The organism is Caballeronia sp. LZ028, assembly GCF_031451415.1.
GTDB classification, from domain to species: Bacteria; Pseudomonadota; Gammaproteobacteria; order Burkholderiales; family Burkholderiaceae; genus Caballeronia; species Caballeronia zhejiangensis.
In genome coordinates this window covers 1180125-1201336 of sequence record NZ_JARUXN010000001.1, presented here as the reverse complement: position 1 = coordinate 1201336, position 21212 = coordinate 1180125, and the positions used below count along the sequence as shown (strand labels likewise).

The window sequence follows — 21212 nt, the reverse complement described above, 5'->3', positions numbered from 1 at the left end:
GTACAGCAAGCGGCGCGCCTATTTCTTGCGCGCCTCGCAATCGGCGAGCAGCGGCGGCGAATCTTTCGCGGCCATCTCATCGTAGAGATTCGCCTGCGGGCCCTTGGTCCACCACGTATATTGATCGGCGACGTATTTCGCGCCCGATCCCGCGATCACGTTGACGAACAAGAGCTTACGTCCGTCGACGGTCAACGCCGCGAAGCTCTGATGGTTGCGCGTGTTCGTGTATTGAACGGACACGCTTTTGCCGTCCTTGCAGTCGTAGCGCGTGGTCTGCGTCGACGCGGTCTGGATCTGCGGCACGGTGAGCGGCATGGCGAGCGCCGCCTGGGCGCCGAGCAACGCGAGCATGATCGCAATCGGTTTTTTCATCGTTCGATTCACTTGTGTCTGGTGCGCGAGGCAGCGCTCAAGGGTCGATGACTTCCGCGCATGCGTCGGTCGGCGCGGCAGCGACATGCCCGACCACCGGCACGATTTTCAGTCCCGCCGACGCGATCCGGCACGGCGCCGCCGCAAGTCCGCAGCCCGAAAGCGCCACGCAGACCACGACGAGCGCGGACATCGGTTTCCATTTCACTTGCTCGCTCCCGCCGGCGCGCGCGCCGGTCATCTGGCCGAAACCGGCCTCACCTTCGACGCTGCGAGTTTCGCGCGTTCGCGCGCTTCGCCGGTGTCGGCGCCCGTTGCGAGCGCGACGCCCATGCGGCGCTTCACGAAACTTTCCGGCTTGCCGAAAAGCCGCAGATCCGCGCCCGGCACGGCGAGCGCTTCGGCGACGCCCTCGAACGCGATGCCCGCTTCATCCAGCCCGCCGTAGATCACGGCCGACGCGCCGGGCGCGCGCAAAGCGGTATCGACGGGCAAGCCGAGGATCGCGCGCGCGTGCAGTTGGAACTCGGAGAAACGTTGCGTCGCGAGCGTGACGAGGCCGGTGTCGTGCGGACGCGGGCTCACTTCGGAGAACCAGACGTCGTCGCCGCGCACGAAGAGTTCGACGCCGAAGAGTCCGCGCCCGCCGAGCGCGGTCACGACCTTCGCGGCGACATCGCGCGATTTGGCGAGCGCGGCCGGACTCATCGCCTGCGGCTGCCACGACTCGACGTAATCGCCCGCGACCTGAACGTGACCGATCGGATCGCAGAAGTAAGTTTGCGTCTCGCCGCTCGCGGGGTCCGCCGCGCGCACGGTGAGCTGCGTGATCTCGTATTCGAAGTCGATGAAGCCCTCGACGATCACGCGCCCGTGATTCACGCGCCCGCCCGCCATCGCGTAGTTCCACGCGGGTTCGACGTCGGCGTCGCTTTTGAGCACCGACTGGCCTTTCCCCGACGACGACATCACCGGCTTCACGACGCACGGAAAGCCGATCTTCGCGATCGCCGCCTTCATCTCGTCGAGCGATTGCGCGAACGCGTACGGCGAAGTCGGCAAGCCCAGTTCTTCGGCCGCGAGCCGCCGGATACCTTCGCGATTCATCGTGAGCTGCGTGGCGCGCGCCGTCGGGATGACGGTTGCGAGCCCGGCCGATTCGATATCGGCGAGCGCTTCGGTCGCGATCGCCTCGATCTCCGGCACGATCAGATGCGGCTGCTCCTTCTCGACGAGCGCGCGCAGCGCGGCGGCGTCGGTCATGTCGATCACGTGCGCGCGATGCGCGACCTGATGCCCCGGCGCGTTCGCGTACCGGTCCACCGCGATCACTTCGACGCCCAGCCGCTGCAATGCGATGATCACTTCCTTGCCGAGTTCGCCCGCGCCGAGCAGCATCACGCGCGTGGCATTGGGAGAAAGCGGCGTGCCGAGGCGCGTGGCGCCGGTGCGGCGTGGATCGGTCTGCATGAGTGCTCCAGAATCGGGTGGTGAGGTCAACGAGGCGCAAAGCGGCTGAATTGGGCGCGATGTTAACACGCAGCACCAGCGGCGACACTTTGCCGTTCGGCCTATTGACAGGCGAATGCGCGTCCGAATTCCCGGCGCGTTTCCGATCGATGGCAAGCTCCCGAAAGCGCAGCCAGTCATTTTGTTGCATCGCGGCGCTGGACAAATCACAGGACGCGTGCGATACCCTTACGCTTTCGCCAGCTTCAGGATCATCGATGCCCACGCACTTCCCTCGCGCGTCCGCGCTTACTTCGCCGCGCTCATCGTCAAATCCGCTGTGGCGCCGCAAGAAGGCGCTCGCGCTGGTCTCCCGCACGTGCGCGCTCGTGGTCGCGGCGAGCGTCGTCGCCGGCTGCGCGATGCCGAAGCACACCGATGCAAGCGCCCCGCCCACCGATCCCTATAATCCTGCCGCCACGCAACTGCTCGACGATACGCAATGGGCGCTCACGAGCTGGACCGATGCGAGCGGCCAGCCGCGCGCCATCCCGCACGCGGGCGAGAACAACGCGCAGCCGCTCACGCTCGATTTCTCTACCGCGAACGGACGCCGTCAGGCGAGCGGCTTCTCGGGCTGCAACCGCTTTACGGGCGCCTACGAGCTGAAGAACGGCAAGCTCACGTTCGGTCCGCTCGCCGGCACGCGGATGGCGTGCGTGTCCGGCGCGGGCGCGGCGCTCGAGCGGCCGTATCTCGACGCGCTCGCACACGTCGCGAAGAGCGGCGTGCAGATGAATCCGCCGCAAGCGCTGCAACTGACGCTCGACGACGGTCAGGTGCTCACCTTCGCGCCACGTGGGAAGTGATGTGTTGCGTACTCGCGGCAGGAACGTCGTGCGCGTGCGCCAGCCGTTAAACTGCTCGATCGAACAGCCCGGCCGACCGGCGATATCGCTGCGGCCGGGCAGCAGTCTCATTTGTTTCACCCAACATTGATTCAATCTCAAGCATGCACATGGTAGTTCTCGGCTGGTTCGGTGCATCGGTCGTCTGGTTCCTTCCGCTCTTCTGGCGCATCGTCAAACAGGCGCTGCCCGGCGGCGCAGGCGTGCGCGGCCCCGGAACGATCCGCCTCTGGATCGGGTTTGTCGCCGTGCTGATCGCGAGCAGCACGCTCGAAGGCGCGCTCGCAAACTCGCTCGAAACGCAGGCGAACATCAATCGCATCGGACTCGCGCTCGCCGCGGCGCTGAGCGGCCCGGCGCATCTGGCCGGCGCGGGCGCGATCGCGGCGCTCGTGCTCGCCATCTTTCTGCCCTGGCTGATCGAATTCAGCTGGCGCTCGGTGCTCGCATGGGCCGACGAAGCGTTCGGCTTCGGCCTGCCGCAAAGCTGGCTCACGCCCCGCGAACGCGAAAGCGAGTCGCGGCAACAGTCGACGACCCGTGACAAGGCGCGCGACAAAACGCGTGACAAGACGGCGAACTGGTTCGAACGGCGCGCCCGCGCGAAGACCGCACGCGATTCGCAGGAACGCGCCCATCGCGCCGAGCGTTTCGATTCGCCGACGCCGCGCACCTTGCCCGACGAGCCGACGCTCGGTCTGCCGACCGGTCATCGCAGCACACGTTATCAGCGGCCGACAGCGTGGCGCCCGCCCGCGACCGGCAAGAGCGGCGCGAGCCGCACCGTGGCGGCCGCCGCGAGCGCCGTCGCCACGGCCGAGGCGTACGCGAAACGCCCCGCCTTCGAGGCCGCAGGCGTCGCTCCTCCCGTGACGCAGACCGAGTCGGTGGCGCCTTCGGGCTGGTTGAATTCGTCGCCATCGGCGGCGAATCGCGAGGCCCGCGCGCCGTTTGCGCCGCGTCAGGCGTCGGCGTTCGAGCCTTCCGGATCGGGCCTGCGCGCATCCGTCGCCGTCGACAAGCCGCGCGTCCAGACGCCGCCTCTAGCGCCGCGCGTGGATCGCCCGCGCAGTCCGGCGACATCGATGCCCGCGCAGCGATCGACGGGCGTGGCGAGCATGTCGACATCCGTCGCCACGAATCCCGGCGCGTCACGCCGGTCGCCTGTGACGCAAGCCCCGCAGGGCTTCAGGCGTCCCCCGGCGCGTCCGGCCGCAGCCGCCGCAGCCGTTTCGACGCGCGAGTTCGCGCCCTCGCCGCTCGCCGCGCCCGCGTTCTCGCGTCCTGCCGCGCCGCTCGGACCGCCGACGCCGCCGCCCGCGCCCGAAGCCATCCAGGCGGCGCTGCGCTCGATCGAAGAGAAGACCGCGATGTGGACGTCACTCGCGGGCGCGAGTCTCGCGCGCGGGCATGTGGCGATGGCGCGCGCCGCGCAGCCCGAAGTCCAGCCGGCCACCGACGTACCGGAGCTGGCGGCGCCCGTGAAAAGCATCGTCGAAACGGCGCCGGAAGTGACGCCGCTCGTGGACGTGCAGGAAATCGATGAGCGCATCGATCCGCCGTCGATCGACGCGCACGTCATCGCGCCCGCGCTCGTCGAACCGCCGCCGCTTTTCGACATGCGTCTGCCCGAGCCGTCGATTCCCGAATTCGCGGCCTCCGAGCCCGACACGCCGCCCGCGATCGAAGCCGTCGAAGAGGAAGCGGAAGAAACTGCGATGCCGGAGCCGGCGCGCATCGATTTGCCGTCCGAACCGCCGCTGCCTCGCCCGGACGCAACGACGGCAGAACCCGCGCCTGTGGTCCGGGAACGAGAACCCGAGCCCGAGCCCGAGCCCGAGCCGGACCTGCGCGATCTTGCGCAAACGCCGCCTTGGCTGGACGCGCCCGAGCCCGCCGACGAGCAAGGCGAGCCCCCTCCCCCATCGCTGCTTCGAGTGGTCGATGAGCCGGACGAAATGCCCGCCGAAGATGAACAACCGGTCGCCGAACAGCAGGCATCGGGCGACGAGTTCGCGACGCCGTCGAACATCGTGCGCTTTCCGGTGATCGCCGCCGCGCCGGTCGCGCCGCTGCCAGCGGTCGCCGCGCCCGCCGCTGCGCCCGTCGTGAATCAGCCGAGCCCGGCGCCCGAACCGCGCCCGCCGGTACGCGGTTCCGCGCCGACGGAATTCGAATTCCACGCGCCGCACGCATCGGCGGTGGAATTGCCGACGCTCGATCTGCTCGAACCCGCATCCGATGAAGTCGAGCCAGTCTCCGAGGAGCGTCTGAACGAAACCGGCCTGCTCATCGAGCAGCGCCTTCAGGAATTCAAGGTGCCGGTCACGGTCGTCGGCGCGTCGGCGGGTCCGGTCATCACGCGCTTCGAGGTCGAACCCGCGCTCGGCGTGCGCGGCAGCCAGATCGTCGGCTTGATGAAGGATTTGTCGCGCGGCCTCGGCCTTACGTCGATTCGCGTCGTCGAGACGATTCCCGGCAAGACCTGCATGGGCCTCGAACTGCCTAATCCGAAACGCCAGATGATCCGCCTTTCGGAGATCCTCGAAGACGACGTGTACCGCAACTCGAAGTCGAATCTGACGATCGCGATGGGCAAGGACATCATCGGCAATCCGGTCGTGACGGATCTCGCGAAGGCGCCGCACATGCTGGTCGCGGGCACGACGGGCTCGGGCAAGTCGGTCGCGATCAACGCGATGATCCTCTCGCTGCTCTACAAGGCGAAGCCCGAGGACGTGCGCCTCATCATGATCGACCCGAAGATGCTGGAGCTTTCCGTCTACGAAGGCATTCCGCATCTGCTCGCGCCCGTCGTCACCGACATGAAGCTCGCGTCGAACGCGCTCAACTGGTGCGTCGGCGAAATGGAAAAGCGTTACCGGCTGATGTCGGCGGTCGGCGTGCGCAATTTGCAGGGCTTCAACCAGAAAATCCGCAACACCGAAGCCGCCGGCAAGAAGCTCACGAACCCGTTCTCGCTCACGCCCGATGCGCCCGAGCCGCTCTCGACGCTGCCGCTCATCGTCGTGGTCATCGACGAACTCGCCGATCTGATGATGGTCGCGGGCAAGCAGATCGAGCAACTGATCGCGCGTCTCGCGCAAAAGGCGCGCGCGGCCGGCATCCATCTGATTCTCGCGACGCAGCGGCCATCGGTGGACGTCATCACCGGCCTCATCAAGGCGAATATTCCGACGCGCGTGGCGTTTCAGGTGTCATCCAAGATCGATTCGCGCACGATTCTCGACCAGATGGGCGCGGAATCGCTGCTCGGCGCGGGCGACATGCTGTTCCTGCCGCCCGGCACCGGCTATCCGCAGCGCGTGCACGGCGCGTTCGTCGCGGACGAGGAAGTGCATCGCGTGGTCGAACATCTGAAGCAGTTCGGCGAACCGGAGTACGAGGAAGGCATTCTGTCCGGACCGACGCCCGAAGGCGGCGGCACGCAGGATCTTTTCGGCGATTCGTCCGATGCCGAAGCCGATCCGCTCTACGACGAAGCTGTCGCATTCGTCGTGCGTACGCGGCGCGCGTCGATTTCGTCGGTGCAGCGGCAATTGCGCATCGGCTATAACCGCGCGGCGCGGCTCGTCGAGCAGATGGAAGCAGCAGGCCTCGTCTCGCCGATGGGCAGCAACGGCAACCGCGAAGTGCTCGCGCCGCCTGGCCCCGCCGAATAAGCGGCGCGCCTGAAGCGTTACCAGAGCCGCAAGCGGCGCAACAGAAAGATCGTGATGGCGGCGCAGCACGCCATCACGCCCACCACGATCCAGAACGACGCCGGATCTTTCGTGCCGGGCAAACCGGCCACGTTCATGCCGAAAATGCCGGTCACGAGCGTCGCGGGCAAGAGCAAGGCGGACATGATCGCGAGCCACAGCAGCTTGCGGTTGATGTCCTCCGAAAGCGCCGCGGCGATCTCGTCCTGCAACAGCTTCGCGCGTTCGTACAGCCCTTCCAGACCGCCGCCCAGGCCGTTCAGCACCTGGATCGCCTGCACGAGCGCTTCCATCGAACGCGGCTCGGCCCATTCGAGCTTGCGCAAGACGAGCTGCGTGAGCGCATTGCGCTCGGGATCGATGAAGCGCCGCACTTCCACGAGCCGCCGACGCACGTCGCCGAGCACGGAGCGGCACCTGGCGTGGCCGCCTTCGAGCACGCTTTCCTCGACATCGTCGAGACAGTCGCCGATTTCGTCGATGCGATCCGCGAAAGTGTCGTTCAGCGCGCGGATCAGGCCCGCGAAAAGATCGACGGTATCGCGGAACATCGCGCCTTCGAGCACGGCGTGACGCAGCCGGTCGGTCGATTGCAGCGGCCGCGCGCGCACCGTGATCATGCGATGCCGGTCGACGTAAAAGCGCAGCGCGCCGGTCGCGCGGTTCGCCTCGCGAGCATCGGGCGCGGTGGCGTCCGGCGTCTTCGCGACGAGCTCCAGGTCCGCGACGACGCCATACATGAAGTTCGATCCGATATGCACGCGCGGACGCTTGTCCTCGCCGTTCAGGAATTCGCGCGCGACGTCCGGCATCGACGTGACGCCTTCGAGCCAGCCTTCGACGGCGTCGTCGTTTGCGGACAGATGCAGCCACGTCGGGCCATCTCCGGCGACGGCTGCGCGCGCTTCGTCCCACGTCAGCCGCAACGCCTCGCCGCCCGCGAAGCTGAATGCGCTGATGAATCCCGGCGGCGCCGGTTCGTTGCGCTTCGCCGGGCGCTCGCGGGCGTCGAATGTATGAGTCGTGTTCAAGTTGCTTTCCCTGCTATTGCCTTTCGATTTCCTCAGTACACCTTTCAGTCGATGCGAGAGACAGGCGTATCAAAAAGGCATCGTACTAGAACTCGTAGCGGCCCCAGAAGAAGGCGACGTTCCCGTCGTTGAGACCGGGAATGTGCGGGATGATCGTCGCCATCACCGACGTGCTCCGGTAGCGGATCGAGCCGATCGGCAGCGCGAGCGGCAACGGCAGGTAATGCGCGATGTCGCTGCGCGCCGTGAAGCCGACGAAGAATCCGCCGCCCGCCTGCAATCCGCCGAGCACCGGCTTGGTGTACCACTGGCGCGCGTAGCCGCCGATCGGCTCGAAATTGTGATGCGAATCGGAAAAGGCGAATGCGAACAGGATGTCTTCGTTACCGTTCGCGTCGGTCCAGTGCTTGCCCGCGCCGCCGCCCCACGACCACGGATTCAGTTCGCTGCGATTGTCGAAGCCGTTGATGTGCCAGCCGTAGCCCGTCACGTAAAGATCCCAGGTGCCTTCATGCGCGACGCGCATCACGCGCTGGCACGCCGACGACATCCAGTCGCGCTTGTAATCGCATTCCTTGTCGTCCGCGTGGGCCGCGCACGACACGCACAGCATCGAAATCGTGACTGCCTTGACCAGTGTTGTTTTCATCGTCCGCGCCCGGTCGTTTCAATCGCCGCGATCGACGCGTCACGAAGGCGATACGAACTTGAAATCGACCGGCGAGCCGATCGACAGCCGCTTCGGGTCCGACGCAAGCTCGCCCGTCTGCGGATCGCGGCGAAAGAAATACGCGCTGTCGCTCTCCTGATTGCCGACGATGAGCCAGCGCCCGGTCGGATCGATTGCGAATTCGCGCGGCGTCTTGCCGAGCGTCGGATAGCGCTTGACGAGCTTCAGATGGCCGTTCGCCGGATCGATCGAGAACTGCACGAGTTCGTTGGCGTCGCCGCGATTGGTCGCGTACAGGAAGCGCCCGTCGGGCGACAGATGAATCGCGCCGCCGCCGATCTTCCCTCTGAAACCCGGCGCGATCAGCGAGGCAGTCTGGATTTGCGTGAGCTTGCCGTCGCGGTAATCGAACGCGAGCACCGATGCGTTCAGCTCGGTCGTCAGATAAGCGTGCTTGCCGCTTGCGTCGAAGACCAGATGGCGCGGCCCCGAGCCCGCCTTGATCGGTGTGTAGCGCGATTCGGTCGGACCCAGCAGACCGCGGCTCGATGCGGACGGATCGGCCGTGTACCGATAGGCGAACACCTTGTCGACGCCGAGATCCTGCGCGAAGAGATACTTGCCGTCGGGGGAGAACACGGTCGAGTGGACATGCGAATTGTCCTGCCGTCCTTTCACCGGGCCGGCGCCTTCGTGATGCACCGTCAGCACCGAATTGCCGACGTGGCCATCGGAAGCCAGCGGAAACACCGCGAAGCTGCCGCCCGGATTGGACGCGACCGAATAGTTGGCTGTCAGCAGATATTTGCCGTCGGGCGATATCGCGAGATAGCACGGATCGTTGCCGTCGGATGACACGCGATTGAGAAAGCTCAACTGTCCGCTCGCGCGATCGAAGCGAAAGGCGCTGACGCCGCCGCGTTGCGTTGCCGGGCCGTTGTCGCCGGGCAATTCGTTCACTGCGTACACGTAATGGCGGTCGCGGCTCACGACGAGATACGACGGATTCACCGTCTGCGCCGACGCGATGCGGGACAGCTCGCCGCTGCCCGTGTCGAACCGATAGACATAGATGCCTTCGCTCTTGCCACCGCCCGTATAGGTGCCGATGAGCAGATCGTAGACGTCGCCGCTGGCCGGTTTCGACGCGGCGACGTCGCTCGCGGTGCCCGGCGCGGCGGGCGTCGCGCCCGTTTGCGCGAAGGCCTGCGCCGCTGCAAACGAGAGCATCAGCGCGACGCCTTTCGCCCACGCGACGCGCCTGGCGCGCTTCGGGCGCGCGTCTTGCAAGACGTGCATCAGCGGATTCGCGCCGCAAGGTTGGCTCGGGTGCATGAAACCTCCTCTTCGTCTCTTTGATGCTTGTTATCGGGAGCGGCGCGCGAAACCGCCGACATCGCAAGGCCCAAGGACGTGCGGGAGCAAGTTCCGCTCCAAACGATGAAAACGACGATACACCTTTGCACGACCAGCCAACCGACACGATTCGAACCAACAACAGGAGTTGCCGCGATGACCATCCACCTAAGCCTCGCCCCGCTCGTCTCGCTGATCGCCGGGATCCTCATTCTCATCATGCCGCGGCTGCTGAACTTCATCGTCGCGATCTATCTGATCGTGATCGGGCTGATCGGCCTGTTCGGCATGGGATCGGCTCATTTCTGACGGGCGCGCGACTGTCGTTGTGACGCCGATTCCCGTCGGCGGTTCCACGGACGCGCACGAACGCGCGAACGCACGCGGACGGAATGTCCGTGCGCGTGCGCAAAGTGTCACGAAAGAAGGACGCGCGGGCCTGCCGCGCGGATCGGCCGTGTCAGCCGTTGGCGAGCTGATCGAGACGCAGGCGTCCCTGCAGCGACAGCGCACCGACCGACACGCCGGTCACGCCGAACGTATAGCGGTTGAAACAGCCGCGCTCCGTAAGGAACGCGGCGGCGGCGTCCATCGCGTTGCGCGACAGTCCGAGGTTCTTGTGATCGAGCGCGAGGAGCATGTCGGCGTCCGATACGCGGCTCGCGGCGGAAAGAATGGCAATGCAGTCAGCTTTCGACGGATAGAGCATGGGATTCTGTTCCTCGAAAACGCTACGTTGAAAACCGGAAGAGACGTTGCGCGAAGCGACTGCATGACCCGCGCGCGAGACGACCGGGAACATGCTGAAAGACAAATGAAAGGCACAGAAAGTTTCCGCGCCCTGCTCGAAAAGGCCGCGGCGCGGATGCCTTTCACGAAGCTTCATTCTAAACATCAGTCGAAAGCAGAAGCAACGGTGCGTTCGGCGCTTCGCTAGTCATTTTCCGCCAACCGTGCGACACGTCCCGATGACGCCCGGCCCGGTTTCCTGCTCGCCGTGAACGATTGCGGCAGAATGCGGCCAGAAAGCATGCATGACGTCCGTCGCCCCGACCGCCGACGACGCCGCGTTTCGCTCGGGCGCTCGTGTCCCGAATCGTTTGCTCAACCCGCGGCGCGTTTCGATTCGGCCCGCGCCGCCTGCAGGAAGATGTTCGCTTATGCCCGCACTGATCGAAGACTATGCAATGGTCGGCGACGGCCACACCGCCGCCCTCGTTTCCCGCGACGGCTCCGTCGACTGGCTCTGTTGGCCGCGCTTCGATTCGGGCGCGTGCTTCGCCGCGCTGCTCGGCACGCCCGAGCACGGCCGATGGCTCCTCGCGCCCGACATGCCCGACGGCGAGTCGCCTGTCGTCAGCCGCCGCTATCGAGATGACACGCTGGTCCTCGAAACCGATTTCGAGACACCGCAAGGCGCGGTGACGATCGTCGATTTCATGCCGCTTCGCAACGGCCATTCGGAGCTGGTGCGTATCGTGATCGGACGCCGCGGCACGGTACGGATGAAGATGGAACTCGTGCTGCGCTTCGATTACGGCTCCGCGGTGCCGTGGGTCAGCCGCCTGCCCGACGACAGTGGCATCCGCGCGATCGCCGGGCCGGATCTCGCGGTGCTGCGCACGCCCGTCGATCTCGTCGGCGAGAACATGCACACGACCGCCTGCTTCGATGTGAGCGAGGGCGAGCGCGTGCCGTTCTCGCTGTGCTATTCGCAGTCGCATCTGCGCTTGCCGCACGCATCCGATCCGAATACGCAACTCGCGCGCACCGAAAATCACTGGCGCGAGTGGTCCGGGCAAAGCGAGCTCAACGGCCGCTGGGCGAGCGCGATCCGCCGCTCGCTCATCACGCTGAAGGCGCTCGCGTACGAGCCGACGGGCGGCATCGTCGCCGCGCCGACGACATCGCTGCCGGAACAGCTCGGCGGCACGCGCAACTGGGACTACCGATACTGCTGGCTGCGCGATGCGACCATCACCCTCCTCGCGATGATGCGCGGCGGCTACTACGACGAAGCCCGCGCATGGCGCGCGTGGCTGGGCCGCGTGATGGCGGGCTCGCCCGCGCAGATTCAGATCATGTACGGCATCGCGGGCGAGCGCCGCCTGCCCGAATGGGAGATCCCGTGGCTGCCGGGATACGAAGGCGCGGCGCCGGTGCGGATCGGCAACGGCGCGGTCGACCAGTTGCAGCTCGACGTCTACGGGGAAGTGATGAACGCGCTCCATCTCGCGCGCGTCGGCGGGCTGCAGAGCGATGAAACCGCGTGGTCGATCCAGTGCGCCATGCTGCAACACCTCGACACGATCTGGGAAGAACCCGACGAAGGCATCTGGGAAGTGCGTGGCGGCAAGCAACACTTCACGTTCTCGAAGGTGATGGCGTGGGTCGCGTACGACCGGGCGATCAAGTCGGCGGAAAGCTTCGACCTGCCCGGCCCGATCGATCACTGGCGGGAGATGCGTGCGCGCATCCGCGCCGAGGTGCTGAAGAAGAGCTGGAATCCGAAGCTCAACTCCTTTACGCAGGCTTATGGCAGCGACGCGCTCGATGCCAGCCTGCTGCTCATTCCGTTGCTCGGATTTTTGCCGCCAAAAGATCCGCGAGTGACCGGAACCGTACATGCGATCGAGACCGATTTGACGCACGATGGGCTCGTCAAGCGCTACCACACCGCGGAAGTCGCGGACGGGCTGCCGCCCGGGGAAGGCACGTTTCTGGCTTGTAGCTTCTGGCTGGTCGACAATCTGGCGCTGCAGGGCCGGATCGACGAAGCGCATCAAATGTTCGAGCGCCTCGTCGGTCTCGCGAACGATGTCGGGTTGTTGGCCGAGGAGTACGACACGGTGGCGAAGCGCATGGTCGGGAATTTCCCGCAAGCCTTTACCCACGTGGCTCTCGTGCACACCGGGATGAACCTGATGCGTCACGAGGAAGAAATGGCGAAGGCGACCGGTCAGCCGTCCGGCTCGGAACATCACGCCGAATCGGAAGCGCAGGCCGAAATCGACGCCGCGGCGGGAAAGTCATAAATCTCTGTTTTATTGGCGAAATCAGTGTTTTGACGGTAATATTTGTGCAATGCACAAAAAGTATGATTGCAGGATGTGTTGTTTCCAGGCGAGCAATTTCAACCGATCGGTTGAATTGAACGTTTAATGCGCGGAAAATATTGCCTCGACTCAAGTTGCATTCTTCCCGCGTCGATAACGCGCAGGTGGCAACGCGAAAAGGCACGCGAAGCATCGCAGGAAGTCAGTGCCCCGGCAGCAAGGCGACAGCCCGCCGCGCCGCCGGGGATCTTCGAAAGCCGTTGAAGTTCGTCGCCGGAAGCATTGCCGGGATCAACGGGCGTACCGGTTTCCACCGGAGTTACTGGGGCAACCATGCTCTATCAAATTCACGAATTCCAACGCGCCATGCTGTCTCCCCTCACAGCATGGGCCCAGGCAGCATCGAAATCCTTCGTCAACCCGGCCAGTCCGCTCGCTTATGTGCCGGGTTCGAGCCGTCTCGCCGCAGGCTACGAACTGCTCTACCGGCTGGGCAAGGACTATGAGAAGCCGGAGTTCAATCTTCATCAGATCGTCAAGGACGGTCACAACATTCCGATCGTCGAGCAGACGGTGATCGAGAAGCCGTTCTGCCGCCTGCTGCGCTTCAAGCGCTTCGCGGACGACAGCGCCACCGTCACCAAGCTGAAGAACGAGCCGATCGTGCTCGTGTGCGCGCCGCTCTCGGGCCACCATTCGACGCTTTTGCGCGATACGGTCAAAACGCTCTTGCAGGACCACAAGGTGTACATCACCGACTGGATCGACGCGCGCATGGTCCCGACCGAGAACGGCCCGTTCCATCTGGACGATTATGTCGAGTACATCCAGGAGTTCATCCGTCATATCGGCGCGAAGGACCTGCACGTCATTTCGGTGTGCCAGCCGACCGTACCGGTGCTCGCCGCCATTTCGCTGATGGCGAGCCGCGGCGAAGACACGCCGCGCACGATGACGATGATGGGCGGCCCGATCGACGCGCGCCGCAGCCCGACCTCCGTCAATTCGCTCGCGAACGAGCACTCGTATGAGTGGTTCGAGAACAACGTCATCTACACGGTGCCGGCAAACTATCCCGGCGTCGGGCGCAAGGTCTATCCGGGCTTCCTGCAGCACGCGGGCTTCGTCGCGATGAATCCCGAGCGCCATCTCACGGCCCATTGGGACTTCTATCAAAATCTGCTGCGCGGCGACGATGAGGACGCCGAGCAACATCGCCGTTTCTACGACGAATACAACGCCGTGCTCGACATGGCCGCCGAGTACTACCTCGAAACGATCCGCATCGTATTCCAGGAATTCCGGCTCGCCGAAGGCACATGGGAAGTCAACGACGAGCTCGTGCGTCCGCAGGACATCAAGCACACGGCTCTTTTCACGATCGAAGGCGAACTCGACGACATCTCCGGCAGCGGCCAGACGCGCGCCGCCCACGATCTGTGCACCGGCATTCCGGAGAAGCACAAGCGCCATTTCACGGCGGAAAAGGCCGGCCACTACGGCATTTTTTCGGGCCGCCGCTGGCGCACGATGGTGTATCCGCAATTGCGCGAGTTCATTCTCGAGCACGACAAGACGCCGAAGACCGAAGCCGTGCCGGCCTAAGGTACGAGCGGTACGAACGCACGAACGCGCCGGTACCGATTCCATCGCGGCAAACAAAAACGTCGCGCCTTGCAAAAGGCGCGACGTTTTTTCTTCCGACCGCGTCGATTCAGCGGCGCGTCAAAAAGGCCAGCAGCAACTCGGTATTCATCCGCACGATCTGCTCGCGCTGCGCCTGCTCGCTGAAATCGAGCCCGAAAGTCGCTTCCAGCGTGAAGCGATTCGAAACGATGTAATAACCGAGTCCCGACAGGATGATGTAGAACTTGAGCGGATCGACGTCGGTGCGAAACAGTCCGGCTTTCTGACCGCGATCGAGAATGGCCGTGAGCGTCGCGACGATCGGCGAAATGAGCTCGCGTATTCGATTCGATCCTTTGATATATCTCGCCTCGTGCAAATTCTCGTTGTTGATGAGGCGCAGCAACTCCGGATGATCCCGGTAGTAATCCCAGACGAAATGCGCGAGACGCGTCATCGCTTCGATAGGCGCAATGCCGTCGAGTTCGAGCGTGCGTTCCGCTTCGACGAGCGCCGATAGCGCATGTTCGAGCACGGCGGTGAATAACTGCTCTTTGCTACCGAAGTAGTAATAGAGCATGCGCTCATTGGTCTCCGCCCGACGCGCAATCTGATCGACACGGGCGCCGAACAAGCCACCGGCCGCGAACTCTTCTGCGGCGGCAAGCAAAATACGGCGCCGGGTGCCTTCAGGATCTCTTTTGATTTTCGGCTGATTCATGGTGGCATGACTCGGGAGCCGCGTTGCCGGATTAGCGTCACGCGGCCCGCATTGGGTACATGACGTGAACGGGCGCTGCCCAGGGTTATTGGGAAACACCGTCCTGCGGTCAAACGGAAAAGCGCTTCGATTATGCGCACATCGAAAGGACGTTGGCAATTGGGAGTAGAAGCCATTCGGCACGACTGTTGACGACTTCGGCGATAATGTCGATCAAAGCCGAGCGTGCGCCCGCGAAACGGGACGCGCGCCGAACAGGCAGCGTGCCCGTCGTCGTGGACGCCGAAGCGTTCTCTTCGCATCCGAAGCGCACCGCGCGATTCCCAACGCGATCTTCGCCCACGCTGCGCCAGTCCCCAAGGCATCATCGCAATTCCTCGTGACCGCAACCTTTTCCAAGACGCTCGCCGAGCGCATCGAAGACCTGCTGCCGCAGACGCAATGCACCAAGTGCGGCTACCCGGCCTGCCGGCCCTACGCCGACGCCATCGCCGCGGGCGAGGCGAGCTATAACCGGTGCCCGCCGGGTGGCGCCGAAGGTGTCGCGCGTCTCGCCGCGCTGCTGGGCGCGCCCGATATACCGCTCGATACGACGCATGGCGTCGAGCGCGCACGGCCCGTCGCGGTGATCGACGAGAACGTGTGCATCGGCTGCACGCTGTGCATGCAGGCGTGTCCGGTCGATGCGATCGTCGGCGCCGCGAAGCAGATGCACACGGTCATCGCCGAACTGTGCACGGGTTGCGATCTGTGCGTGCCGCCCTGCCCCGTCGATTGCATCGCGATGGTGCCCGTGACCGGCGATCGCACCGGCTGGGACGCGTGGAGTCAGGAACAAGCCGATGCTGCGCGCGCCCGGCACGACCGCCGCGTGGCACGTCTGGAGCGCGAGCGCGCCGAGGCGCAGGCACGCGCGAGCGCGCGTCAGGCCGCGCGGGCGGCGCAAACAGCGCAAGCGACGCAGGCCACGTACGAAGCGCAGCCCGCGAGCGACGATCCGGAAGCGAAGAAACGCGCGATCATCCAGGCCGCGCTGGAGCGCGCGCGCAAGAAGAAAGAAGAGATGGCGAAGCTCGGCGCCGGTCCCAAGAACACGGCTCACGTGAGCGCGGCCGTGCAGGCGCAGATCGACGAAGCGGAAGCGCGCCGCCGCCGTCTTGGCATTACGGACGACGCAAACGCGTCCCATCCCGATAAAGGCGATAAACCCGCGTAAGAACGGACATCGAATCATGAACGCCACGAAGCGCCGCGCGATCTACGAGACTTTGCAGAGCCTGAATCCGCACCCGGTGACCGAGCTCGAATACACGACGCCGTTCGAACTGCTGATCGCCGTGATGCTCTCCGCGCAGGCCACCGACGTCTCCGTGAACAAGGCGATGCGCAAGATGTTTCCCGTCGCCAACACGCCAGCAACGGTGCTCGCGCTCGGCGAGGAAGGCGTAGCGGAATACATCCGCACGATCGGGCTGTATCGCACGAAGGCGAAGAACGTGATCGCGACGTGCCGCATGCTCGTCGAGCAGCACGGCGGCGAGGTGCCGGACAATCGCGAGGCGCTGGAAGCGCTGCCGGGCGTCGGCCGCAAGACCGCGAACGTCGTGCTGAACATCGCGTTCGGGCAGCCGTCTATCGCCGTCGATACGCACATCTTTCGCGTCGCGAATCGCACCGGGCTCGCGCCGGGCAAGGACGTGCGCGCCGTCGAAACCGCGCTCGAGAAATTCACGCCGAAGGAATTTCTGCACGACGCGCATCACTGGCTGATCCTGCATGGACGCTATGTCTGCAAGGCGCGCGTGCCGGAATGCTGGCATTGCGCGATCGAGCCGCTCTGCGAATATCGGCCGAAGACGCCCGCGCCCGTCGAATGAAGAGGGTTTGGGCAGAACCTGCGCATCGCGGTCTACAATAGCGGATTCAGAAACCCGCAATCGAATCAATACGTTATGTTCAACCCCAGCCGCGACGAAGTTCGCCAGTTCTTCACCGAAACGTGGCGCAAGGAGCGCGCCGGCGAGATTCTGACGCCGCTCGAAAGCATGGCCGCCGACTGGATCGGCGAGCATCCCGAATATCACGACGCGCTCGTGAACCCCGAATCGCGCGAAGCCGATTACTCGCCCGATCGCGGTCGGACGAACCCGTTTCTGCATCTGTCGATGCATCTCGCGATCAGCGAGCAGCTTTCGATCGATCAGCCGCCGGGCATCCGCCGCGCGCACGACAGGCTCGTCGCACGCCTCGGCTCGCCGCACGACGCGCAGCACGCGATCATGGATTGCCTCGGTCAGATCATCTGGGAAGCGCAGCGCTCCGGCACCCCGCCCGACACCGACGCCTATCTCGCGCTGATCGAGCGCCGTGCTTCGCGCGACTAAGCATCGAAACCGGACGCATCAAGCAAAACACCCCGCTTCGAGCGGGGTGTTTCGTTGTGCGGACTGCCGGAGAAATCGCGCTTACTTCTTCAGCACGAGACTGCCATCGAGCGATTCGATGTATGCCGCGAGATCCTTCAGATCGCTCTGCGACAGGTTCTGCACCTGCGCCGCCATGATGGCGTTGTTGCGTCCGAAGTTCGGGTTGTTGCCGCCGATCTGATACTGCCGCAGCGCCCAGTAGATGTACGTCGCGTGCTGACCCGCGAGACGCGGATACTCGCCGCTCACCGGCTTGTTCAGACCGGGACCGTGACAGGCCGCGCAGTTGTGGCTGTCGGAAAGCGCCTTGCCGTTTGCGACATCGGCTGCGTGCGCGCTGCCGAACGCCGTCATGCCGATGAGCGCCGCTGCGGCGCTCGCTGCCTTGAAGCTTGAGTGAAGTGCCTTGGACGGCTTCATGAATTCTCCTTCCCGTTGTCGCTTTGCGTTCACGCGCGGATCACTTGTCGGGATTGTTCTTCGATTGGGGAGTCTGCGCAGCGTAGTACGCGGCGATATCGGCGATATCCTGATCCGACAGCGTCGTCGCGATGGCGCGCATCGTGTCGAAATGACGGTCGCCCTTCTTGTAGGCATGCAGCGCATTGGCGATGTACTGCGCGTTCTGGCCGCCCAGCATCGGCACTTCGTACACCTCGGGGTACGCGGTGCGATAGCCGGGGATGCCGTGGCAGCCGATGCACATCGCAACCTTGCCCTCTGCGGCCTTCGCGTTGCCGACGACGTCGGCCGACGCCTCACTCGCGAAGCCGGCGAGACCGGACAGCGCTGCAATCACGGCACATTTGCCGACGAAATTGTTCATAGCTCTTCTAACCTGGCTTGAGGGGAAATCCGGCGCTCACAAGGCCGCGGCCCGCGCCGAGCGCAATACAACCTTCTCGGGACTGTTTGCTGTTGCAGGGTCTGTCGCCACGCAGGCCAAAAAAATCGCGCTAATTGTACCGCGCGACCTACCCTCCGTCCACACGCGAACCGCGCCGAAGCCCTGCTGACAAGGGGAATCGGCTGAAAAGCAGCCGTTTGCCCTGCGACAATTCGTCCCTGTACACGCGATGAACCCGCTTGCGCGCACGCTTCACCCGCGCTCGGGCATGCAGCGTCGACCTGCCGATAAAGCGGCTCAAACGATACCGGGCGCGCCTCAATGCGGAAAGGTCTTCTGACTTATACTGGGATTTTTTTGCCAACCGGATCTTCGTCATGCGTTTCGAAGGCTCATCGCAATACGTCGCAACCGACGATCTCAAGCTCGCGGTGAACGCCGCGATGACGCTGCAACGGCCGCTGCTCATCAAGGGCGAACCGGGAACCGGCAAGACCATGCTCGCCGAGGAAGTTGCGGGAGCACTCGGCATGCCGCTTCTGCAGTGGCACATCAAATCGACGACGAAAGCCCAGCAAGGCCTGTACGAATACGACGCCGTCTCGCGCCTGCGCGATTCGCAGCTCGGCGACGAGCGCGTGAAGGACATCCGCAATTACATCGTCAAGGGCGTGCTGTGGCAGGCGTTCGAGTCGGACCAGCAGAGCGTGCTGCTCATCGACGAGATCGACAAGGCGGACATCGAATTTCCGAACGACTTGCTGCGCGAACTCGACCGCATGGAGTTCTACGTCTACGAGACGCGCGAGCTCGTGAAAGCGAAGCACCGGCCGCTCGTCATCATCACATCGAATAACGAGAAGGAGTTGCCCGACGCGTTCCTGCGCCGCTGCTTCTTCCACTACATCAAGTTCCCGGACGCGGAGACGATGAAGGCCATCGTCGAGGTGCATTTTCCGAACATCAAGCAGGATCTGCTCGCCGCGGCGATGCAGAGCTTCTTCGAGCTGCGCCAGGTCTCGGGCCTGAAGAAGAAGCCGTCGACGTCCGAACTGCTCGACTGGCTCAAGCTGCTCCTGGCCGAAGACATTCCGCCCGAGGCGCTGCGCTCGTCGGATCAGAAACAGATCGTGCCGCCGCTGCACGGCGCGTTGCTCAAGAACGAACAGGACGTCGCGCTCTTCGAGCGGCTGCTGTTCATGAACCGCAACCATCGCTGATAACGACATGAGCCGCTGGATCGAACCCGTCACGCTGCAAGGCGAACACGTCAGGCTCGTGCCGCTCACGCCCGAGCACGAGCAGGCCCTCACGGCCGCCGCGAGCGATGGCCAATTGTGGAAGCTCTGGTACACCTTCGTGCCGCCGCCCGACAAGACGCGCGCCTATATCGACACCGCGCTCGACATGCGCAACCGCTCGGGCGCGCATCCATTCGCGGTGATCGATGCGAAGAGCGGCGACATCGTCGGATCGACGCGTTACTTCAACGTCGACGAAGCGAATCGTCGGCTGGAGATCGGGCATACGTGGTATGCGAAGCGCGTGCAGAAGACCGCGCTCAACACCGAAGCCAAGCTGCTGCTGCTCACGCACGCCTTCGACAGGCTCGATGCCATCGCCGTCGAATTCCGGACGCATTTCATGAACCACGCGTCGCGCACGGCGATCGCGCGGCTCGGCGCGAAGCAGGACGGCATTCTGCGCAATCATCAGGTCGGCAAGGACGGCGTGTTGCGCGACACCGTCGTGTTTTCGATCATCCGCTCGGAATGGCCGGCGGTGCGCGCCAATCTGAATTTCCGGCTCGAACGTTAAGCACGATGGAGCGCGCGCCATGCTGATCGACTTCTTCTACTCGCTGCGCGACGCGAAGCTGCCCGTTTCGGTGAAGGAATATCTGACCTTGCTCGAAGGGCTGAAGGCGCAGGTCATTTCGCCGTCGCTCGACGAGTTCTATTTCCTCGCCCGCATGACGCTCGTGAAGGACGAGAAGTACTTCGACAAGTTCGATCGCGCGTTCGGCGCGTATTTCCACGGCCTGACGCAGCTTCCCGACGAAGTCTTCGACATTCCGCTCGACTGGCTCAGGAAGCGGCTCGAACGCGAATTCACGGCGGAAGAAAAGAAGCGCATCGAGGCGCTCGGCGGCCTCGACAAGCTCATGGAACGCCTGAAGGAACTGATGGACGAGCAGAAGGAGCGTCACGAAGGCGGCAACAAATGGATCGGCACGGGCGGCACGTCGCCGTTCGGGCATGGCGGCTACAACCCGGAAGGCATTCGCATCGGCGGGGAATCGGCGGGGAACCGCACCGCCGTGAAAGTGTGGGACGAGCGCGCGTACAAGGATTACGACGATCAGGTCGAAATCGGCACGCGCAACATCAAGGTCGCGCTGCGGCGCTTGCGGCGCTTCGCGCGCGAAGGCGCGAACGAAGAGCTCGATCTGCCCGACACGATCCGCAGCACCGCCGCCAACGCCGGCTGGCTCGATCTCAAGATGGTGCCCGAGCGCCACAACAACGTGAAAGTGCTGATGCTGCTCGACGTCGGCGGCTCGATGGACGATCACATCAAGCGCGTCGAAGAGTTGTTCTCGGCGGCGAAGGCCGAGTTCAAGCATCTCGAGTTCTACTACTTCCACAACTGCGTGTACGACTATCTGTGGAAGAACAACCGCCGCCGTCACACCGAGCGCACGCCGACCTTCGACGTGCTGCACAGGTTCACGCCGGACTACAAGCTGATCTTCGTCGGCGACGCCACCATGAGTCCCTACGAAGTGCTGCAGCCGGGCGGCTCCGTCGAATACAACAATGCCGAGGCCGGCGCGGTGTGGTTGCGCCGTCTCGCGGATCAATTCCCGCATCACGCATGGCTCAATCCCGAGCCCGAGCGGCTATGGGAATATCGCCAGTCGATCTCCGCGATCCGCAACGTGCTCGGCAATCGCATGTATCCGCTGACGATGGCCGGCCTCGAAACCGCCATGCGCGCCCTGTCGAAGTAATCGAGACACCCG

Annotated in this window: 21 protein-coding genes; 11 read left to right on the top strand and 10 right to left on the bottom strand. The window is 64.4% G+C overall.

Features of this window, described 5'->3' with window-relative positions:
• Positions 1-18 precede the first annotated feature (18 nt).
• Genes QCE58_RS05670 through purT form a run of 3 tightly spaced genes read right to left on the bottom strand, consistent with a single transcriptional unit; the run spans position 19 to position 1845 of the window.
• Positions 19-375: an MliC family protein gene (locus QCE58_RS05670; protein WP_008350649.1), complete on the bottom strand. Its 357-nt coding sequence runs from the start codon at positions 373-375 to the stop codon at positions 19-21.
• 37 nt (positions 376-412) lie between these two features.
• A complete protein-coding gene (locus QCE58_RS05665) occupies positions 413-568 on the bottom strand; it encodes a DUF6726 family protein (RefSeq protein WP_308196654.1) in 156 nt (51 codons plus the stop codon).
• A gap of 44 nt (positions 569-612) precedes the next feature.
• Positions 613-1845 (bottom strand): formate-dependent phosphoribosylglycinamide formyltransferase, encoded by a 1233-nt coding sequence (gene purT, locus QCE58_RS05660; RefSeq protein WP_250521013.1) that lies wholly within the window; start codon positions 1843-1845, stop codon positions 613-615.
• Between the two features lie 257 nt (positions 1846-2102).
• On the opposite strand from purT, the gene QCE58_RS05655 reads away from it, so the two are divergent.
• Both QCE58_RS05655 and QCE58_RS05650 read left to right on the top strand, forming a co-directional pair.
• On the top strand, positions 2103-2693 hold the full coding sequence (locus QCE58_RS05655; RefSeq protein ID WP_250439431.1) for an META domain-containing protein: 591 nt from the start codon (positions 2103-2105) through the stop codon (positions 2691-2693).
• A gap of 143 nt (positions 2694-2836) precedes the next feature.
• Positions 2837-6415 carry a DNA translocase FtsK gene (locus tag QCE58_RS05650; RefSeq protein ID WP_250521012.1) on the top strand — a complete coding sequence of 1193 codons (3579 nt, stop codon included), beginning with the start codon at positions 2837-2839 and terminating at the stop codon, positions 6413-6415.
• Positions 6416-6432: 17 nt separating this feature from the next.
• On the opposite strand, the gene QCE58_RS05645 is transcribed toward QCE58_RS05650, so the two are convergent.
• The 3 genes from QCE58_RS05645 to QCE58_RS05635 form a co-directional block, all read right to left on the bottom strand.
• Positions 6433-7485 (bottom strand): transporter, encoded by a 1053-nt coding sequence (locus tag QCE58_RS05645; protein ID WP_008350659.1) that lies wholly within the window; start codon positions 7483-7485, stop codon positions 6433-6435.
• Between the two features lie 85 nt (positions 7486-7570).
• A complete protein-coding gene (locus QCE58_RS05640; RefSeq protein WP_008350661.1) occupies positions 7571-8134 on the bottom strand; it encodes a phospholipid:lipid A palmitoyltransferase in 564 nt (187 codons plus the stop codon).
• A gap of 39 nt (positions 8135-8173) precedes the next feature.
• Positions 8174-9490 carry a lactonase family protein gene (locus tag QCE58_RS05635; protein ID WP_008350663.1) on the bottom strand — a complete coding sequence of 439 codons (1317 nt, stop codon included), beginning with the start codon at positions 9488-9490 and terminating at the stop codon, positions 8174-8176.
• A gap of 177 nt (positions 9491-9667) precedes the next feature.
• Between QCE58_RS05635 and QCE58_RS05630 the strand changes: the two genes are divergently transcribed.
• Entirely contained in the window at positions 9668-9820 is a 153-nt protein-coding gene (locus QCE58_RS05630) for a DUF3096 domain-containing protein (protein ID WP_008350665.1), read from the top strand.
• Between the two features lie 151 nt (positions 9821-9971).
• Here QCE58_RS05630 and QCE58_RS05625 read toward each other — a convergent pair whose 3' ends face one another.
• Positions 9972-10220 (bottom strand): hypothetical protein, encoded by a 249-nt coding sequence (locus QCE58_RS05625; RefSeq protein ID WP_033536686.1) that lies wholly within the window; start codon positions 10218-10220, stop codon positions 9972-9974.
• A gap of 451 nt (positions 10221-10671) precedes the next feature.
• Between QCE58_RS05625 and QCE58_RS05620 the strand changes: the two genes are divergently transcribed.
• Positions 10672-12546, top strand: a complete 1875-nt coding sequence (locus tag QCE58_RS05620) for a glycoside hydrolase family 15 protein (protein ID WP_250480412.1) — start codon at positions 10672-10674, stop codon at positions 12544-12546.
• A gap of 354 nt (positions 12547-12900) precedes the next feature.
• Entirely contained in the window at positions 12901-14172 is a 1272-nt protein-coding gene (locus QCE58_RS05615; protein WP_008350671.1) for a polyhydroxyalkanoate depolymerase, read from the top strand.
• 109 nt (positions 14173-14281) lie between these two features.
• On the opposite strand, the gene QCE58_RS05610 is transcribed toward QCE58_RS05615, so the two are convergent.
• Positions 14282-14914 carry a TetR/AcrR family transcriptional regulator gene (locus QCE58_RS05610; protein ID WP_008350673.1) on the bottom strand — a complete coding sequence of 211 codons (633 nt, stop codon included), beginning with the start codon at positions 14912-14914 and terminating at the stop codon, positions 14282-14284.
• Between the two features lie 379 nt (positions 14915-15293).
• On the opposite strand from QCE58_RS05610, the gene rsxB reads away from it, so the two are divergent.
• The 3 genes from rsxB (at position 15294) to QCE58_RS05595 (ending at position 17298) form a co-directional block, all read left to right on the top strand.
• Entirely contained in the window at positions 15294-16130 is an 837-nt protein-coding gene (gene rsxB / locus QCE58_RS05605; RefSeq protein ID WP_250507299.1) for an electron transport complex subunit RsxB, read from the top strand.
• A gap of 16 nt (positions 16131-16146) precedes the next feature.
• The gene (gene nth, locus QCE58_RS05600) at positions 16147-16791 is read left to right on the top strand and encodes an endonuclease III (protein ID WP_008350681.1); all 645 of its coding nucleotides are present in this window, start codon (positions 16147-16149) and stop codon (positions 16789-16791) included.
• 75 nt (positions 16792-16866) lie between these two features.
• Positions 16867-17298: a DUF1841 family protein gene (locus tag QCE58_RS05595; RefSeq protein WP_250521011.1), complete on the top strand. Its 432-nt coding sequence runs from the start codon at positions 16867-16869 to the stop codon at positions 17296-17298.
• Between the two features lie 81 nt (positions 17299-17379).
• On the opposite strand, the gene QCE58_RS05590 is transcribed toward QCE58_RS05595, so the two are convergent.
• Together QCE58_RS05590 and QCE58_RS05585 are read right to left on the bottom strand one after the other, a co-directional pair.
• Positions 17380-17760 carry a c-type cytochrome gene (locus QCE58_RS05590; RefSeq protein ID WP_008350685.1) on the bottom strand — a complete coding sequence of 127 codons (381 nt, stop codon included), beginning with the start codon at positions 17758-17760 and terminating at the stop codon, positions 17380-17382.
• A gap of 40 nt (positions 17761-17800) precedes the next feature.
• Positions 17801-18166 carry a c-type cytochrome gene (locus QCE58_RS05585; RefSeq protein ID WP_008350687.1) on the bottom strand — a complete coding sequence of 122 codons (366 nt, stop codon included), beginning with the start codon at positions 18164-18166 and terminating at the stop codon, positions 17801-17803.
• Positions 18167-18564: 398 nt separating this feature from the next.
• Here QCE58_RS05585 and QCE58_RS05580 point away from each other — a divergent pair, with 398 nt between their 5' ends.
• Genes QCE58_RS05580 through QCE58_RS05570 form a run of 3 tightly spaced genes read left to right on the top strand, consistent with a single transcriptional unit; the run spans position 18565 to position 21200 of the window.
• Positions 18565-19407, top strand: coding sequence for a MoxR family ATPase (locus tag QCE58_RS05580; RefSeq protein WP_008350690.1), 843 nt, complete (start codon positions 18565-18567; stop codon positions 19405-19407).
• A gap of 7 nt (positions 19408-19414) precedes the next feature.
• Complete coding sequence (locus tag QCE58_RS05575; protein WP_034471257.1) at positions 19415-20005, top strand: GNAT family N-acetyltransferase; 591 nt, start codon at positions 19415-19417, stop codon at positions 20003-20005.
• A gap of 19 nt (positions 20006-20024) precedes the next feature.
• On the top strand, positions 20025-21200 hold the full coding sequence (locus tag QCE58_RS05570) for a VWA domain-containing protein (protein WP_250434284.1): 1176 nt from the start codon (positions 20025-20027) through the stop codon (positions 21198-21200).
• The last annotated feature ends 12 nt before the right edge of the window (positions 21201-21212 follow it).

Excerpts from the sequence above, each read along its gene's own strand:
- QCE58_RS05670 (WP_008350649.1), bottom strand. The coding sequence starts at position 375 with ATGAAAAAACCGATTGCGATCATGCTCGCGTTGCTCGGCGCCCAGGCG.
- QCE58_RS05665 (WP_308196654.1), bottom strand. The coding sequence starts at position 568 with ATGTCCGCGCTCGTCGTGGTCTGCGTGGCGCTTTCGGGCTGCGGACTT.
- purT (WP_250521013.1), bottom strand. The coding sequence starts at position 1,845 with ATGCAGACCGATCCACGCCGCACCGGCGCCACGCGCCTCGGCACGCCG.
- QCE58_RS05655 (WP_250439431.1), top strand. The coding sequence starts at position 2,103 with ATGCCCACGCACTTCCCTCGCGCGTCCGCGCTTACTTCGCCGCGCTCA.
- QCE58_RS05650 (WP_250521012.1), top strand. The coding sequence starts at position 2,837 with ATGCACATGGTAGTTCTCGGCTGGTTCGGTGCATCGGTCGTCTGGTTC.
- QCE58_RS05640 (WP_008350661.1), bottom strand. The coding sequence starts at position 8,134 with ATGAAAACAACACTGGTCAAGGCAGTCACGATTTCGATGCTGTGCGTG.
- QCE58_RS05635 (WP_008350663.1), bottom strand. The coding sequence starts at position 9,490 with ATGCACCCGAGCCAACCTTGCGGCGCGAATCCGCTGATGCACGTCTTG.
- QCE58_RS05630 (WP_008350665.1), top strand. The coding sequence starts at position 9,668 with ATGACCATCCACCTAAGCCTCGCCCCGCTCGTCTCGCTGATCGCCGGG.
- QCE58_RS05625 (WP_033536686.1), bottom strand. The coding sequence starts at position 10,220 with ATGCTCTATCCGTCGAAAGCTGACTGCATTGCCATTCTTTCCGCCGCG.
- QCE58_RS05620 (WP_250480412.1), top strand. The coding sequence starts at position 10,672 with ATGCCCGCACTGATCGAAGACTATGCAATGGTCGGCGACGGCCACACC.
- QCE58_RS05615 (WP_008350671.1), top strand. The coding sequence starts at position 12,901 with ATGCTCTATCAAATTCACGAATTCCAACGCGCCATGCTGTCTCCCCTC.
- QCE58_RS05610 (WP_008350673.1), bottom strand. The coding sequence starts at position 14,914 with ATGAATCAGCCGAAAATCAAAAGAGATCCTGAAGGCACCCGGCGCCGT.
- nth (WP_008350681.1), top strand. The coding sequence starts at position 16,147 with ATGAACGCCACGAAGCGCCGCGCGATCTACGAGACTTTGCAGAGCCTG.
- QCE58_RS05595 (WP_250521011.1), top strand. The coding sequence starts at position 16,867 with ATGTTCAACCCCAGCCGCGACGAAGTTCGCCAGTTCTTCACCGAAACG.
- QCE58_RS05590 (WP_008350685.1), bottom strand. The coding sequence starts at position 17,760 with ATGAAGCCGTCCAAGGCACTTCACTCAAGCTTCAAGGCAGCGAGCGCC.
- QCE58_RS05585 (WP_008350687.1), bottom strand. The coding sequence starts at position 18,166 with ATGAACAATTTCGTCGGCAAATGTGCCGTGATTGCAGCGCTGTCCGGT.
- QCE58_RS05580 (WP_008350690.1), top strand. The coding sequence starts at position 18,565 with ATGCGTTTCGAAGGCTCATCGCAATACGTCGCAACCGACGATCTCAAG.
- QCE58_RS05575 (WP_034471257.1), top strand. The coding sequence starts at position 19,415 with ATGAGCCGCTGGATCGAACCCGTCACGCTGCAAGGCGAACACGTCAGG.
- QCE58_RS05570 (WP_250434284.1), top strand. The coding sequence starts at position 20,025 with ATGCTGATCGACTTCTTCTACTCGCTGCGCGACGCGAAGCTGCCCGTT.